Below are 15,487 nucleotides of genomic sequence, written 5' to 3'. Positions count from 1 at the left end.
ATGCATTCCCCTGTGGGAGCGAGCCTGCTCGCGAAAGCGATCCAACAGACGCCAAAGGATCGGGTGGCTTATCATTAAGCCCTGACGACGCTCACCCAAAGGCTCCCCCGGCATGCTGGCAATCTTCCTCGAAACCCTGAACATCACCGCGCCGGTGTTCGCCATGCTGTTCCTCGGGGTGTTGCTCAAGCGCATCGACTGGATCAACGACAACTTCATCCACACCGCCTCGGCGCTGGTGTTCAACGTCAGCATGCCGGCGCTGCTGTTTCTCGGGATTCTGCATGCGGATCTGCACGCCGCACTGCAACCGGCGCTGCTGATCTATTTTGCGATCGCGACGCTGGTGAGTTTTGCCCTGGCCTGGGGCTGGGCGATCATCAAGTGCCCGCGTGAGGATCGCGGCATCTACACCCAGGGTGCGTTTCGCGGCAACAACGGGGTGATCGGTCTGGCGCTGGCGGCGAGCATGTACGGCGACTACGGGATTTCCCTCGGGGCGATTCTCGCGGCGCTGGTGATCCTGTTTTACAACACCCTGTCGACCATCGTGCTCGCGGTGTACAGCCCGGTGATCAAGTCCGATCCGTGGAGCATCTGCAAAAGCGTGTTCAGCAACCCGCTGATCATCAGCGTGATTGCCGCCGCGCCGTTCGCGTATTTTCAGATCAGCCTGCCCGGCTGGCTGGAAACCTCCGGCCAGTATCTGGCGCAAACCACCTTGCCGCTGGCGCTGATCTGCATTGGCGGCACGCTGTCACTGGCGGCGCTGCGCAAGAGCGGCAGCATGGCGCTGAGTTCGAGTCTGGTGAAGATGATCGGCCTGCCGGTGCTGGCAACGCTGGGGGCGTGGTTGTGGGGCTTTCGCGGGGCGGAGCTGGGGATTCTGTTTCTGTACTTCGGCAGCCCGACGGCGGCGGCCAGTTTCGTCATGGCCCGGGCGGCGCAGGGCAATCATGAGCTGGCGGCAGCGATCATTGTGCTGACCACGCTGATGGCGGCGGTGACCACCAATATCGGGATCTTTCTGTTGCAGTGGGGTGGGTGGATCTAGCCTGAGACTCGGGTTGCTCCTGCGGGCCTCTTCGCGAGCAAGCCCGCTCCCACAGGTTTTTGTGTTGTTAATCAGATTTCAACAACACCAAAGAACCCTGTGGGAGCGGGCTTGCTCGCGAAGGCGTCAGTCCTTTCACTCAGGTTTCTGGTAACTGTCGATCACTTCCTGCGCCGCACGAAACGCATCAATCGCCGCAGGCACCCCGGCATACACCGCGCAATGCAGCAGCGCCTCGCGAATCTCCTCGACCGTGCAGCCATTGTTCAGCGCACCCCGCACGTGGCCTTTCAATTCCTGTGGGCACTTCAACGCGGTCAGCGCAGCAAGGGTGATCAGGCTGCGGGTCTTCAGCGGCAGACCTTCGCGATTCCACACCCCGCCCCAGGCATGTTCATTGACGAAATCCTGCAACGGCTGAGTGAATTCGGTGGCGTTGCCCAGCGCGCGATCAACGAACGCATCACCCATTACCTGACGGCGGATTTCAACCCCGGTTTTCTGCGAATCGGTCATGGCACATCCCTCTTGTGGTGTTGGCGGCGCCAGGCGCGTACGGACGTGAACAACAGAAACGCCAGCAGCGTCGGCAGCACGTAGAACAGCATCAGTTTTTCCAGTTTGCCGGCCAGCGGCATGCCGGTGGTGAACGACACCACGTGCAGCCCGTAAGCCGCGTACAAACCGAGCAGCAACAAACCTTCGGCGCGGGTCACACGATAGCCGGAATAGAACACCGGCAGGCACAGCGCGGCGACGCCGAGCATCACCGGCAAGTCGAAATCCAGCGCATTGGGCGAGACCGACAACGGTGTCGGCGCAATCAACGCAGTGACCCCGAGCACCCCGAGCAGGTTGAACAGGTTGGCGCCAATCACGTTGCCCACGGCGATATCGCGTTGCCCGCGCAATGCCGCGATCAGCGAGGTGGCGAGTTCCGGCAGCGAGGTGCCGACCGCAACCACCGTCAGACCGATCACCCGTTCGGAGAAGCCCAGATCGGTCGCCACCGCCACCGCTGCGCCGAGCAGTAAATGTCCGGCGAACACCAACAGCGCGAGGCCGACGATGATCATCAGCAGACTGCTGAACCACGGCACCTGCGGAGGTTGTGGCGATTCCGAATGCGGGCGCGCCGAGTGTCGCGACTGGCGCAGCAACAGGCCCAGATACAACGCCAATGCCGCGAGCAACAGCACGCCGTCGAAGCGGCCGATCTGTTCATTCCAAGCAAGGACGAACACCAGCAGGCTGGCGCCGATCATCAGCGGAATATCCAGGCGCACCAGTTGCCGCGAGACTCGCAGCGGAATGATCAGCGCCGACAGGCCGAGGGTCACGAGGATGTTGAAGATGCTGCTGCCGATCACACTGCCGACGGCGATGTCGGGGTTGTGCGTCAGGGTTGCTTGCAGGCTGACCGCCATCTGTGGGGCGCTGCTGCCGAGGGCGACGATGGTCAGGCCGATGATCAGCGGTCGCACATGCAGGCGCGCGGCGAGACGCACGGCGGCGCGCACCATCAGTTCGGCGCCGAGGATCAGCAGGATCAGGCCGCTGAGCAACTCGATCACGTTGATCAGCGGTAAGTCGGCTAGAGCAAAAATGGTCAGCGCTCCATCAGTCGTCGAGGGCCTGAATGCGCACCCGCGCCGTGCCGCTACCGAGCATGCCGAGGCGTTCGGCGGCTTCACGCGAGACATCGATCAAGCGGCCGCGGGTGTGCGGGCCGCGATCGTTGATGCGCACAACGCAGGATTTGTCGTTTTTCAGGTTGGTGACCTTCACCCGGGTGCCGAATGGCAATTGGCGGTGGGCGGCGGTCAGGGAATGCTGGTTGAACGGCTCGCCACTGGCGGTGCGTTTACCGTGGTGCTTGGCACCGTAATAGGAGGCGACGCCGGTCTGGTCGTACCCGTGCGGGTCGATGATGTCGTTGCTGGCGCAACCGGCGAGCAAGGAGAGCAGGGCGCAGGCGCCGAGCAGACGTTTCATTCGAAAGCTCCCAAAATAATTGTGGCGAGGGAGCTTGCTCCCGCTCGGCCGCGAAGCGGTCGCAAAACCGGCAACCGTATTCTTTCTGGAAGAGTGCGGTTGCCGACTTGGGTCTGCTGCGCAGACCAGCGGGAGCAAGCTCCCTCGCCACAGGGGATCAGAGCCAGTAATAAATGCTGGCTCCATTGTGGTCAGCCTTCGAGCTTGCTTTTCAGCAGTTCGTTCACTTGCTGCGGGTTGGCTTTGCCTTTCGAAGCCTTCATGGCCTGACCGACAAAGAAGCCGAACATCTTGCCGCGTTTGGCTTCGTCTGCCGCACGGTATTGTTCGACCTGCTCGGCGTTGGCCGCGAGCATTTCGTCCAGCACCGCGGAGATCGCGCCGCTGTCGGTCACTTGCTTCAGACCGCGCTTGTCGATGATCTCGTCCGCCGTGCCTTCGCCGTTGGCCATCGCTTCGAACACCACTTTGGCGATCTTGCCGGAGATGGTGTTGTCCTTGATGCGCTGCAGCATGCCGCCCAACAGTTCAGCGGAAACCGGCGACTCGTCGATGTCCAGGCCTTGCTTGTTGAGCAGGCTGCCCAACTCGACCATCACCCAGTTCGCCGCCAGTTTGGCGTCGCCGCCGATGGCTGCGACCTTCTCGAAGTAGTCCGCTTGCTCACGGCTGGTGGCCAGCACGTTGGCGTCGTAGGCCGACAGACCGAACTGGCTCTGGAAGCGCTCGCGTTTTTGCGGTGGCAGTTCCGGCAGGGTGGCGCGCACCTCGCCGAGGAACGACTCTTCGATGACCACTGGCAGCAGGTCCGGATCGGGGAAGTAACGGTAGTCGTTGGCTTCCTCTTTGGAACGCATCGGACGGGTCTCGTCCTTGTTCGGATCGTACAGACGGGTCTGCTGGATCACTTTGCCGCCGTCTTCGATCAGCTCGATCTGCCGCTGGATCTCGGAGTTGATGGCCTTCTCGATGAAACGGAACGAGTTGACGTTCTTGATCTCGCAGCGGGTACCGAACTCGACCTGGCCTTTCGGGCGTACCGAGACGTTGCAGTCGCAACGCAGCGAGCCTTCGGCCATGTTGCCGTCACAGATGCCCAGATAACGTACCAACGCGTGGATCGCCTTGACGTAAGCCACGGCTTCCTTGGCGCTGCGCATGTCCGGCTCGGAAACGATTTCCAGCAGCGGCGTGCCGGCACGGTTCAGGTCAATGCCGGTGGCACCGTTGAATTCTTCGTGCAGGCTCTTGCCGGCGTCTTCTTCCAGGTGCGCGCGGGTGATGCCGACACGTTTGACGGTGCCGTCTTCCAGCGCGATGTCCAGGTGACCCTTGCCGACGATCGGCAATTCCATCTGGCTGATCTGGTAGCCCTTCGGCAGGTCCGGGTAGAAGTAGTTTTTGCGGGCGAACACGTTGTGCTGACCGATCTCGGCGTCAATCGCCAGACCGAACATCACCGCCATGCGCACCGCTTCCTGGTTCAGCACCGGCAATACGCCGGGCATGCCCAGGTCGATCAGGCTGGCCTGGGTGTTCGGCTCGGAGCCGAACTGGGTGGAACTACCGGAAAAGATTTTCGACCGGGTAGTGAGCTGAGTGTGAATCTCCAGCCCGATCACGACTTCCCATTGCATGTGTGTCTCCTCAGAAGCCGGTTGGGGTGCGGGTGTGCCAGTCAGTGTTCAACTGATACTGGTGCGCAACGTTGAGCAAACGGCCTTCCTGGAAATACGGCGCAAGCAACTGCACGCCCACCGGCAGACCGTCGACAAAACCGGCCGGCATCGACAGGCCCGGCAGGCCCGCGAGGTTGGCGGTGATGGTGTAGACGTCTTCCAGATAGGCAGCGACCGGGTCGCTGTTCTTCGCGCCGAGCTTCCAGGCCGGGTTCGGCGTGGTTGGGCCGAGGATGATGTCGACTTCATTAAAGGCCGCCATGAAGTCGTTCTTCACCAGACGACGGATCTTCTGCGCTTTCAGGTAGTAGGCGTCGTAGTAACCGGCAGACAGCGCGTAGGCGCCGACCATGATCCGGCGCTGCACTTCCGGCCCGAAGCCTTCGCCGCGGGAGCGCTTGTACAGGTCGATCAGGTTTTCCGGGTTCTCGCAGCGATGGCCGAAGCGCACGCCGTCGAAACGCGACAGGTTCGAGGACGCTTCGGCCGGGGCGATCACGTAGTACGCAGGAATCGCGTGCTGCATGTTCGGCAGGCTGATTTCCTTGATCACGGCACCGAGCTTCTGCAGCTCTTTGATGCTGTTCTGGATCAGCTCGGCGATGCGCGGGTCGAGACCGGCGCTGAAGTATTCCTTCGGCACGCCGATGCGCAGGCCCTGCAGCGAAGTGTTGAGGCTGGCGGAGTAATCCGGAACCGGCTCATCGATGCTGGTGGAGTCGTTCTGGTCGAACCCGGCCATACCTTGCAACAAAATCGCGCAGTCTTCGGCCGTACGCGCCAACGGGCCGCCCTGATCGAGGCTGGAGGCGTAAGCGATCATGCCCCAGCGCGAAACACGACCGTACGTCGGTTTCAGGCCTGTGAGGTTGGTGAATGCAGCGGGCTGACGGATCGAACCACCGGTATCGGTGGCCGTGGCCGCCGGCAACAGACGAGCGGCAACCGCCGCCGCCGAACCACCGGACGAACCGCCCGGCACGTGTTCCAGGTTCCACGGGTTTTTCACCGCGCCGTACCAGCTCGACTCGTTGGCCGAACCCATGGCGAATTCGTCCATGTTGGTCTTGCCCAGGGTCACGGCGCCGGCAGCGGCCAGTTTCGCGACCACGGTGGCGTCGTACGGGGCCTTGAAGTTGTCGAGCATCTTCGAACCGCAGCTGGTGCGGATGCCTTGAGTGCAGAACAGGTCCTTGTGGGCGATCGGCGCACCGAGCAGGGCGCCGCTCTCACCGTTGGCCCGGCGTGCATCGGCGGCTTTCGCCTGCTCGAGTGCCAGCTCTTCGGTGAGGCTGATGAAACTGTTGAGCTGCGGATCGAGCTGGGTAATACGCGCCAGCAGGACTTTGGTCAGCTCTTCGGAGGAAAACTTTTTATCGGCGAGACCGCGGGCGATCTCGGCCAGAGTCATTTGATGCATTGCAGGCTCTTTCCCTTTAGTCGATGACTTTCGGAACCAGATACAGGCCGTTTTCGACCGCTGGTGCGATGGACTGATAGGCCTCGCGGTGATTGGTCTCGGTCACGACGTCGGCGCGCAGGCGCTGACTGGCTTCCAGCGGGTGGGCCAAAGGCTCGATACCGTCGGTATCGACGGCCTGCATTTCGTCGACCAGCCCGAGAATGCTGTTGAGGGCGGAAGTAATGTGCGGAAGATCGGCATCATTCAGGCCAAGGCAGGCCAGATGTGCGATTTTTTCCACGTCGGAGCGTTCTAGCGCCATCGGGATTCTCCAGTGGAAAACAGAACGGACGGCGTCCGTGTGTTAGATTGTCGGAACACTACCGCACTTCTACGGTCATAAGGCCGCGATTGTGGGGCTTGGTGCACAGAAAAGCGGCCAATTTAACATATTGGCGCCTTGCCCAAAATCCCTGTCGTTGTTAGAGTTTGCCGCACTTTTTTACCCACGCGTTGCCTAGGGTCCCTTTCCCATGTTCAAGAAACTGCGTGGCATGTTTTCCAGCGATCTTTCCATTGACCTGGGCACTGCCAACACCCTTATTTACGTGCGCGAGCGCGGTATCGTCCTGAATGAGCCATCGGTTGTGGCCATTCGGACACACGGTAACCAGAAAAGTGTCGTTGCTGTCGGCACCGAAGCCAAGCGCATGCTCGGCCGTACGCCGGGCAACATTGCTGCCATTCGTCCGATGAAGGACGGCGTGATCGCCGACTTCAGCGTCTGCGAAAAGATGCTGCAATACTTTATCAACAAGGTTCACGAAAACAGCTTTCTGCAGCCCAGCCCTCGTGTGCTGATCTGCGTTCCATGCAAATCCACCCAGGTTGAGCGTCGTGCCATCCGTGAATCGGCCCTCGGTGCCGGTGCCCGTGAAGTGTTCCTGATCGAAGAGCCGATGGCTGCTGCGATCGGTGCCGGCCTGCCGGTTGAAGAAGCACGCGGTTCGATGGTCGTCGATATCGGTGGTGGTACCACTGAAATCGCGCTGATCTCCCTGAACGGTGTGGTCTACGCCGAATCCGTCCGCGTGGGCGGCGACCGCTTCGACGAAGCGATCATCACCTACGTGCGCCGCAACTACGGCAGCCTGATCGGTGAATCGACTGCCGAGCGCATCAAGCAGGAAATCGGCACGGCCTACCCGGGCGGCGAAGTTCGCGAAGTCGACGTTCGCGGTCGCAACCTGGCCGAAGGCGTTCCACGTGCATTCACCCTGAACTCCAACGAAGTGCTGGAAGCTCTGCAAGAGTCCCTGGCCACTATCGTTCAGGCGGTGAAAAGCGCGCTGGAGCAATCGCCGCCGGAACTGGCTTCCGACATCGCCGAGCGCGGCCTGGTGCTGACCGGTGGTGGCGCGCTGCTGCGTGACCTCGACAAGTTGCTGGCCCAGGAAACCGGTCTGCCGGTGATTGTTGCCGAAGATCCGCTGACCTGTGTTGCTCGCGGCGGTGGCCGTGCATTGGAAATGATGGACAAGCACACCATGGACCTGCTCTCCAGCGAATAAGCGCCGGTTTGCAATACGTGGGTGAGCGCACAGGCAGCACTTTGCAGTGCTGCCTGTTGGCGTTTATCTTCTGTCAGTCTTCATCCAGGCCGGTTTGATGCCGTATGAATAAACAGAACATTTGCCTGGGAGGAGCGGCTTATTAAACCGCTTTTCGCCAAAGGCCCTTCGTTGGGTGTGCGCCTGTTGGTGCTGGCCGTGCTGTCGGTCGCGCTGATGGTGGTCGATGCCCGCTTCGACCTGCTCAAACCCGCGCGCAAACAAGCGTCGCTGGTGTTGATGGACGCCTACTGGATCACCGACCTGCCCGGACGGCTGTGGGAAGGGATCGCCAGTCAGTTCGGCAGCCGCACCGAGCTGGTCGCCGAAAACGAAAAACTCAAGACCGAGAACCTGCTGTTGCAGGGGCGCATGCAGAAGCTTGCCGCCCTTACCGAGCAGAACGTGCGGCTGCGCGAGTTGCTCAATTCCTCCGCACTGGTCAACGAAAAGGTCGAGGTGGCCGAGTTGATCGGCATGGACCCCAATCCCTTCACCCATCGCATCATCATCAATAAAGGTGAGCGCGATGGCGTGGTGCTCGGTCAGCCGGTGCTCGATGCACGCGGCCTGATGGGCCAGGTGGTCGAGTTGATGCCGTACACCTCCCGGGTGCTGCTGCTGACCGACACCACTCACAGCATTCCTGTGCAGGTGAACCGTAACGGTCTGCGGGCGATTGCCAGCGGCACCGGTAACCCGGAACGCCTGGAACTGCGCCATGTCGCCGATACCGCCGACATCAAGGAAGGCGATCTGCTGGTCAGCTCCGGCCTCGGTCAGCGTTTCCCGGCCGGTTATCCGGTGGCGACGGTCAAGGAAGTCATTCACGATTCCGGCCAGCCGTTCGCGATTGTCCGCGCGGTGCCAACCGCTGCGTTGAACCGCAGCCGTTATCTGCTGCTGGTGTTCAGTGACAACCGCACCGCCGAAGAGCGCGCCAACGATGCGGCGCAGGCCCAGGAAAATCTCGATGCGCAGGGCGGTGGCCCGATGCTTCCGGCCACAGTGCCGAAAGTCGTCAACACACCGGCAGCGGCGGCAACGCCAGCTGCGCCGACCGCTCCAGCGCCCGCTGCTGCGGCCAGCACCACGCCGGCCAAACCTGCGGCCAAGCCAGCGGCGGCAAGCAAGCCGCCAGCTTCCCAGCCTGCTGCGCGTCCGGCGGCGAAACCGCCCGTAACTGCGCCGGGCAACACAGGGAGACAAGAATAATGGTCGGCGCTACCGCTTCGCGTAACGGCTGGATTGTCTGGCTGACGTTTGTCTTCGGCATCCTGCTCAGCGTTTCACCGCTGCCGATGTTCATGGAAATCCTGCGTCCCCTCTGGCTGGCCTTGCTGCTGACTTTCTGGGCGTTGTACATGCCGCATACGGTCGGCATGGTCACCGCGTTCTGCCTGGGGCTGGCCGAAGACGTGCTGCAGGGCGATCTGCTTGGCCAGAATGCCTTGATCCTGACGCTGATCACTTTCCTCGTGCTGTCGTTGCAGCAGCGTCTGCGGATGTTCCCGATGTGGCAGCAATGCCTGGTGATCCTGGTGATCTTCGGCCTCGCTCAACTGGTTCAACTGTGGCTCAGCGCCTTGACCGGCAATCGTCAGCCCACCCTGGCGCTGGTACTGCCGGCACTGGTCAGTGCCTTGCTCTGGCCTTGGGTCAGCTTCGCTTTGCGTGGATTGCGCCGGCGCTACAAAATCAACTGATTCGGTCAGGCATGTGCCCGCACCTCGACAAGGGAGATGTCTTGATGAAGCCGCTTTACCTCGCCTCTGGTTCGCCGCGTCGGCGTGAGTTGCTCACGCAGATCGGCGTGCCGTTCTCCGCCATCAGTGCGGACATCGATGAAACCCCGATCCCCGAAGAATCGCCCTCGGCCTATGTCGAACGCCTGGCGCGTGGCAAGGCCGAGGCCGGCCGACGCACGCTGGTGGCCGACGCGGCGTTTTGCGTTCTGGGCGCGGACACCGCCGTGGTGCTCGAAGGCAAAATTCTTGGCAAACCGGTGGACGAAGCCGATGCATGCGCCATGCTGATGATGTTGTCCGGCAAGGAGCATGAAGTGCTGACCGCCATCGCCGTGCTCGAAGGCGAGCGCTGTGAGTCGCGCGTGGTGCGCAGTCTGGTGCGGTTCCGCCCGATCAGCCGCGAAGAAGCTGCGGCCTACTGGGCCAGTGGTGAACCCCGGGACAAGGCCGGCGGTTATGGCATTCAGGGCCTCGGCGCGGTGTTTGTCGCCGGGCTCAATGGCAGCTATTCGGCGGTGGTCGGGCTGCCGGTTTGCGAAACCGCAGAACTGTTGGGCCATTTCGGCATACCCTGTTGGCAAAACCTGAACGCGCAATGAGCGTCGTACGAATCAAGATGCGGCCATTATCGTGAACATGCCTGAACGAGACCCTGCCATGAGTGAAGAGATTCTGATCAACATCACGCCGATGGAATCGCGCGTGGCGGTGGTCGAAAACGGTGTGCTGCAAGAAGTCCACGTTGAGCGCACGCAAAAACGCGGGATCGTCGGCAACATCTATAAGGGCAAGATTGTCCGGGTGCTGCCGGGCATGCAGGCGGCATTCGTCGACATCGGTCTGGATCGTGCGGCATTCATCCACGCCTCGGAAATCTCCCTTCGCGAAGGCCCGGCGGTGGAAAGCATCAGCGCGCTGGTACACGAAGGTCAGAGTCTGGTGGTACAGGTGACCAAGGACCCGATCGGTTCCAAGGGCGCGCGCCTGACCACGCAGCTGTCGATTCCGTCGCGTTATCTGGTGTACATGCCGCGCACCGCCCACGTCGGCATTTCCCTGAAAATCGAAGACGAAGCCGAGCGCGAGCGCCTCAAGCAGGTGGTCAGCGATTGTGTGGCCAAGGAAGGAATCAAGGAGGCCGGTGGCTTCATCCTGCGTACCGCCGCCGAAGGTGCCGGGGCCGATGAGATCCTCATGGACATCCGCTACCTGCGCCGCCTGTGGGATCAGATCAATGCGCAGATCCAGACCATCGGCGCGCCAAGTGTGATCTACGAAGACCTCGGTCTGGCCCTGCGCACGTTGCGCGATCTGGTCAGCCCGAAGATCGAGAAAATCCGCATCGACTCCAGGGAAACCTTCCAGAAAACCACGCAGTTTGTGGCCGAACTGATGCCGGAAATCGCCGATCGTCTCGAACACTATCCGGGCGAGCGGCCGATTTTCGACCTGTATGGCGTCGAAGACGAAATCCAGAAAGCCCTCGAGCGCAAGGTGCCGCTCAAGTCCGGCGGCTATCTGGTGGTCGATCCGGCGGAAGCCATGACCACCATCGACGTCAACACCGGCGCGTTTGTAGGCCATCGCAACCTTGAAGAAACCATCTTCAAGACCAACCTCGAAGCCGCCACCGCGATTGCCCGGCAGATGCGCCTGCGCAATCTGGGCGGGATCATCATCATCGACTTCATCGACATGGAAGATGAAGAGCATCAGCGCCAGGTGCTGCGCACCCTGGAAAAACAGCTCGAACGTGATCACGCCAAGACCAACATCATCGGCATCACCGAGTTGGGCCTGGTGCAGATGACCCGCAAGCGCACCCGCGAAAGTCTTGAACAAGTGCTGTGCGAGCCGTGCAGCAGTTGCCAGGGCCGGGGCAAGTTGAAGACCCCGGAAACCATCTGTTACGAGATTTTCCGCGAGATTCTGCGCGAAGCCCGCGCCTATCAGGCCGAAGGTTACCGGGTGCTGGCGAACCAGAAAGTGGTGGACCGTTTGCTCGATGAAGAATCCGGTAACGTCGCCGAGCTTGAAGGGTTTATCGGCCGCACCATACGCTTTCAGGTCGAAACCATGTATTCCCAGGAACAATATGACGTGGTGCTGCTCTGAACCCCTGCAGCACAACTAATCCACAACGGCTGGCCTCAGCTTTCAGTAGTTTTTTTGCCATGGGAGCCAACTGACATGGAGCGTCTGACACGCATTTTGGCCGCACTGACCCGCTGGGGGCTGGGCCTGTGCGCGTTGGTTCTGGTGTTGATGGCGTTGTACGTCAGCCTCGGTCGGGAACTGACGCCACTGGTGGCGGAATACCGCACCGATATCGAAGACAAGGCCACGGCTGCGCTCGGCATGCCGTTGCAGATCGGCGAACTGGAAGGCAACTGGAGCGGCTTCGCGCCGATTCTGCTGGCCCATGATGTGATGGTCGGTGACGGCGCCAATGCCTTGCGTCTGGATCGGGTGCGCGTGGTGCCTGACCTCTGGGCCAGTCTGCTGTCGCGCGAAGTGCGTATCGCCCATCTGGAATTGAACGGCCTGAAGATCAGTGTCAAAGAAGCACAGGACGGCACCTGGGCGCTGGAAGGCCTGCCGGTGCAGAACGACCAGCCGCTGGATCCCGAACAATTGTTCAAGCGCTCGCAGATGGTTCAGCAACTGTCGGTGCTCGACAGTCAGGTGACCGTGCAGCCGCTGGATCAGGCGCCGATGACCTTTACTTATGTCGGTCTAAATCTGAAAACTGGCAGCAGCCGTCAGCGTCTCGATGCTCGTCTGACCTTGCCCGATGGGCAACCAGTGGCGATGAGCCTGCGTACACGGATTCGCCCCTCTCAATTGCCGAACAGTTCGGTGGAAGGTTATGTCAGCCTGCCGCAAAGCGACTGGTCGAAGTGGCTGCCTGAGCGTGTGACTCAACAGTGGAATTTTTCCGAGATCAAAGCGGGCGGCGAGCTGTGGGTGAACTGGAACGACGGCGCTCTGCAAAGCGCCGCCATCCGTTTGAACGCACCACAGGTGACCGGCGCTTATGCCGAGCGCAAGCCGATCAAGATCAGCAATCTGGCGCTCAACGGCTATTACCAGCGCGATGACGAGGGCGCGATTGTCACTCTCGATTCGCTGGCGATGAACTTCGGCGAGACCCGCTGGGAATCCCATGTGCAGCTCAAGCAGACGGTGGCCACCGATAAAACCGATGAGTTGTGGCACTTGCAGGCCGACCGCCTCGACCTGACACCGATCACGCCGTTGCTCAATGCGCTGGGGCCGTTGCCCGAAAACGTCGCTACGGTCGTCGACCACCTGAAGGTGACGGGTGGACTGCGCAACGTGCTGCTGGATTTTCGTCCCAATGCCACCGACGGCTCGAAATTCGGCTTTGCGGCCAACCTCGATAATGTCGGTTTCGATGCCTATCACGGTGCCCCGGCGGCGCGAAACGTCAGTGGCAGCCTCAGCGGCAACCTCGACGGTGGCGAGTTACGCCTGGACAGCAAGGATTTCGTCCTGCACCTCGACCCGATCTTCGCCAAGCCATGGCAATACATCCAGGCCAATGCCCGACTGACCTGGAAGCTCGATAAAGAAGGTTTTACCCTGATCGCGCCGTACCTGAAAGTGCTGGGCGAAGAGGGCAAAATTGCCGGCGACTTCCTGATCCGCCTGCACTTCGACCATAGCCAGGAAGACTACATGGACCTGCGCGTCGGGCTGGTCGATGGCGATGGTCGCTACACCGCCAAATACCTGCCCGAAGTCTTGAGCCCGGCCCTCGACGAGTGGCTGCGTACAGCGATCCTCAAGGGCACCGTGGATCAGGGCTTCTTCCAGTACCAGGGTTCGCTGAGCAAAAACGCCAAGGACGTGGATCGCAGCATCAGCCTGTTCTTCAAGGTGCATGACGCCGAGCTGGCGTTCCAGCCGGGCTGGCCGCACGTGAGCAAGGTCAGCGGCGATGTGTTCATCGAGGACAGCGGCGTGCGCATCGTGGCCGACAAGGGCCAGTTGCTCGACACCCAGGTCAGCGACGTTTTCGTCAACATTCCCCATGTGCCGGCCGGGCAGCCCACCCATCTGTTGCTCGACGGCGGATTTGTCGGCGGGCTGGGCGATGGCTTGAAGATTCTGCAGACCGCGCCGATCGGTACCGGCGAAACCTTTGCCGGCTGGGAAGGCGAGGGTGATCTGCAGGGCAAGGTCAAACTCGACATTCCGCTGGAAAAGGGCGATCTGCCGAAGATCCTCGTCGATTTCAAAACCGCCAATGCGCGCCTGAAACTGGCCGAGCCGAAGCTGGAACTGAGCCAGCTCAAGGGCGATTTCCGTTTTGACAGCGCCAAGGGGCTGAGCGGGCAGAACATCGCCGCCAGGGCCTTCGACAAGCCGGTGACCGCGCAGATTTTCGCTGATGGCAGCCCGAACAAGCTCAAGACTCGGGTCGCGGCTTCCGGGCAGGTCGAGGTCAAGAAGCTCACTGACTGGCTGGGCGTGACTCAGCCGTTGCCAGTGTCCGGGATCCTTCCGTATCAGTTGCAGGTCAACCTCGACGGCACTGACAGTCAGCTCACTGTCAGCTCCAGCATGAAAGGTGTGGCAGTGGATCTGCCGGCACCGTTCGGCATGTCGGCCGAGCAGGGTCGTGACACGGTGTTCCGCATGACGTTGCAAGGTGCGGAGCGGCGTTACTGGGTCAACTACGATCAACTGGCGAGCTTCACCTTCGCCGCGCCGCCGAGCAATATCGCCGATGGTCGCGGTGAGCTGTTCCTCGGTACCGGCGACGCACTCCTGCCGGACGCCAAGGGCCTGCGCATCCGCGGTGTACTGTCAGAGCTGGACGTCGCGCCGTGGCAGGATCTGGTCAGCAAATACGCCGGCAACGATCCGGGCGGCAGTGCCAAACAATTGCTCAACAGTGCCGACTTCAAGGTGGGCAAGCTCACCGCCTTCGGCACCACGCTGGATCAGGCAGCGGTACAGGTCAATCGCAAACCTTGGGCGTGGAATCTGGCGCTCGACAGCCAGCAGGCCAAGGGCTCGGCCAGCCTGCCGGACGCCAAAGGCGCGCCGATCGCGGTCAATCTGCAATACGTACGTCTGCCGGCGCCGGATCCGACGGTGCAGGCTGACGAGAATTCGCCTGATCCGCTGGTTTCGGCCGACCCGACGAAGATTCCCGCGCTGGATATCACCATCAATCAGTTGTTTCTGGGCCAGGATCTGGTGGGCGGCTGGTCGCTCAAGGTTCGACCGACGGCCAAAGGCATTGCCCTGAGCAATCTCGATATGGGCCTCAAGGGCATCCTGTTGCAGGGCAATGGCGGCTGGGAAGGGGCGCCGGGTTCGACCAACAGTTGGTTCAAGGGCCGGATCAGCGGCAAGAACCTTGCCGATGTGCTCAAGGGCTGGGGCTTTGCGCCGAGCGTGACCAGTGAAGAGTTCCACATGGATGTCGATGGCCGCTGGCCGGGCTCGCCGGCATGGCTGGCAACCAAGCGCTTCTCCGGCACCCTGGATGCCTCGCTCAATAAAGGTCAGTTCGTTGAAGTTGAGGGCGGCGCGCAGGCGTTGCGGGTGTTCGGTCTGCTCAACTTCAACTCCATCGGCCGTCGTCTGCGTCTGGACTTCTCCGACTTGTTTGGCAAAGGCTTGAGCTACGATCGGGTCAAGGGCCTGTTGGTGGCTAATAACGGCGTGTATGTCACCCGCGAGCCGATTCGCCTGACCGGTCCTTCGAGCAACCTTGAGCTGGACGGTACGCTGGATCTGGTCGGCGATCAGGTCGACGCCAAATTGCTGGTGACCTTGCCGGTGACCAACAACCTGCCGATTGCCGCGTTGATCGTCGGCGCGCCGGCGGTCGGCGGGGCGTTGTTCCTGATCGACAAGCTGATCGGCGACCGCGTGGCACGCTTCGCCAGCGTCAAGTACACCGTCAAAGGCCCGTGGAAAGAGCCGAAAATCACCTTCGACAAGCCTTTTTGAACAGC

The 15,487-nt window shown here is 61.3% G+C and carries 13 protein-coding genes; 7 read left to right on the top strand and 6 right to left on the bottom strand.

Annotated features, from left to right (window positions below):
- Nucleotides 1-112 precede the first annotated feature (112 nt).
- Nucleotides 113-1,054 carry an AEC family transporter gene (locus tag VLA07_RS04065; RefSeq protein ID WP_134785438.1) on the top strand — a complete coding sequence of 314 codons (942 nt, stop codon included), beginning with the start codon at nucleotides 113-115 and terminating at the stop codon, nucleotides 1,052-1,054.
- Between the two features lie 135 nt (nucleotides 1,055-1,189).
- On the opposite strand, the gene VLA07_RS04060 is transcribed toward VLA07_RS04065, so the two are convergent.
- The 6 genes from VLA07_RS04060 to gatC form a co-directional block, all read right to left on the bottom strand.
- A complete protein-coding gene (locus VLA07_RS04060; protein ID WP_003221648.1) occupies nucleotides 1,190-1,570 on the bottom strand; it encodes a carboxymuconolactone decarboxylase family protein in 381 nt (126 codons plus the stop codon).
- On the bottom strand, nucleotides 1,567-2,628 hold the full coding sequence (locus VLA07_RS04055) for a calcium/sodium antiporter (protein WP_247842311.1): 1,062 nt from the start codon (nucleotides 2,626-2,628) through the stop codon (nucleotides 1,567-1,569). Before VLA07_RS04055 ends, VLA07_RS04060 begins: the two co-directional genes overlap by 4 nt.
- Before the next feature lie 46 nt (nucleotides 2,629-2,674).
- Complete coding sequence (locus VLA07_RS04050) at nucleotides 2,675-3,049, bottom strand: septal ring lytic transglycosylase RlpA family protein (protein WP_007966094.1); 375 nt, start codon at nucleotides 3,047-3,049, stop codon at nucleotides 2,675-2,677.
- Nucleotides 3,050-3,240: 191 nt separating this feature from the next.
- Nucleotides 3,241-4,686, bottom strand: a complete 1,446-nt coding sequence (gatB, locus tag VLA07_RS04045; RefSeq protein ID WP_007961565.1) for an Asp-tRNA(Asn)/Glu-tRNA(Gln) amidotransferase subunit GatB — start codon at nucleotides 4,684-4,686, stop codon at nucleotides 3,241-3,243.
- Nucleotides 4,687-4,696: 10 nt separating this feature from the next.
- Complete coding sequence (gene gatA, locus VLA07_RS04040) at nucleotides 4,697-6,148, bottom strand: Asp-tRNA(Asn)/Glu-tRNA(Gln) amidotransferase subunit GatA (RefSeq protein WP_097090387.1); 1,452 nt, start codon at nucleotides 6,146-6,148, stop codon at nucleotides 4,697-4,699.
- A 16-nt stretch (nucleotides 6,149-6,164) separates the two neighbouring features.
- On the bottom strand, nucleotides 6,165-6,452 hold the full coding sequence (gatC, locus tag VLA07_RS04035; protein WP_003221657.1) for an Asp-tRNA(Asn)/Glu-tRNA(Gln) amidotransferase subunit GatC: 288 nt from the start codon (nucleotides 6,450-6,452) through the stop codon (nucleotides 6,165-6,167).
- A gap of 211 nt (nucleotides 6,453-6,663) precedes the next feature.
- Here gatC and mreB point away from each other — a divergent pair, with 211 nt between their 5' ends.
- The 6 genes from mreB (at nucleotide 6,664) to VLA07_RS04005 (ending at nucleotide 15,482) form a co-directional block, all read left to right on the top strand.
- The gene (gene mreB / locus VLA07_RS04030) at nucleotides 6,664-7,701 is read left to right on the top strand and encodes a rod shape-determining protein MreB (protein WP_002555108.1); all 1,038 of its coding nucleotides are present in this window, start codon (nucleotides 6,664-6,666) and stop codon (nucleotides 7,699-7,701) included.
- Nucleotides 7,702-7,842: 141 nt separating this feature from the next.
- A complete protein-coding gene (gene mreC / locus VLA07_RS04025) occupies nucleotides 7,843-8,955 on the top strand; it encodes a rod shape-determining protein MreC (RefSeq protein WP_333988508.1) in 1,113 nt (370 codons plus the stop codon).
- The gene (gene mreD / locus VLA07_RS04020) at nucleotides 8,955-9,446 is read left to right on the top strand and encodes a rod shape-determining protein MreD (protein WP_096795347.1); all 492 of its coding nucleotides are present in this window, start codon (nucleotides 8,955-8,957) and stop codon (nucleotides 9,444-9,446) included. Before mreC ends, mreD begins: the two co-directional genes overlap by 1 nt.
- 44 nt (nucleotides 9,447-9,490) lie before the next feature.
- The gene (locus VLA07_RS04015; RefSeq protein WP_247267912.1) at nucleotides 9,491-10,087 is read left to right on the top strand and encodes a Maf family protein; all 597 of its coding nucleotides are present in this window, start codon (nucleotides 9,491-9,493) and stop codon (nucleotides 10,085-10,087) included.
- A gap of 58 nt (nucleotides 10,088-10,145) precedes the next feature.
- On the top strand, nucleotides 10,146-11,603 hold the full coding sequence (gene rng, locus VLA07_RS04010; RefSeq protein ID WP_007961585.1) for a ribonuclease G: 1,458 nt from the start codon (nucleotides 10,146-10,148) through the stop codon (nucleotides 11,601-11,603).
- A gap of 75 nt (nucleotides 11,604-11,678) precedes the next feature.
- The gene (locus VLA07_RS04005) at nucleotides 11,679-15,482 is read left to right on the top strand and encodes a YhdP family protein (protein WP_333988444.1); all 3,804 of its coding nucleotides are present in this window, start codon (nucleotides 11,679-11,681) and stop codon (nucleotides 15,480-15,482) included.
- Nucleotides 15,483-15,487 lie beyond the last annotated feature (5 nt).

It is taken from the genome of Pseudomonas sp. S3(2024), from assembly GCF_036861315.1.
Taxonomy (GTDB): Bacteria; Pseudomonadota; Gammaproteobacteria; order Pseudomonadales; family Pseudomonadaceae; genus Aquipseudomonas; species Aquipseudomonas putida_A.
This window is presented reverse-complemented; position numbering and strand designations above follow the sequence as displayed.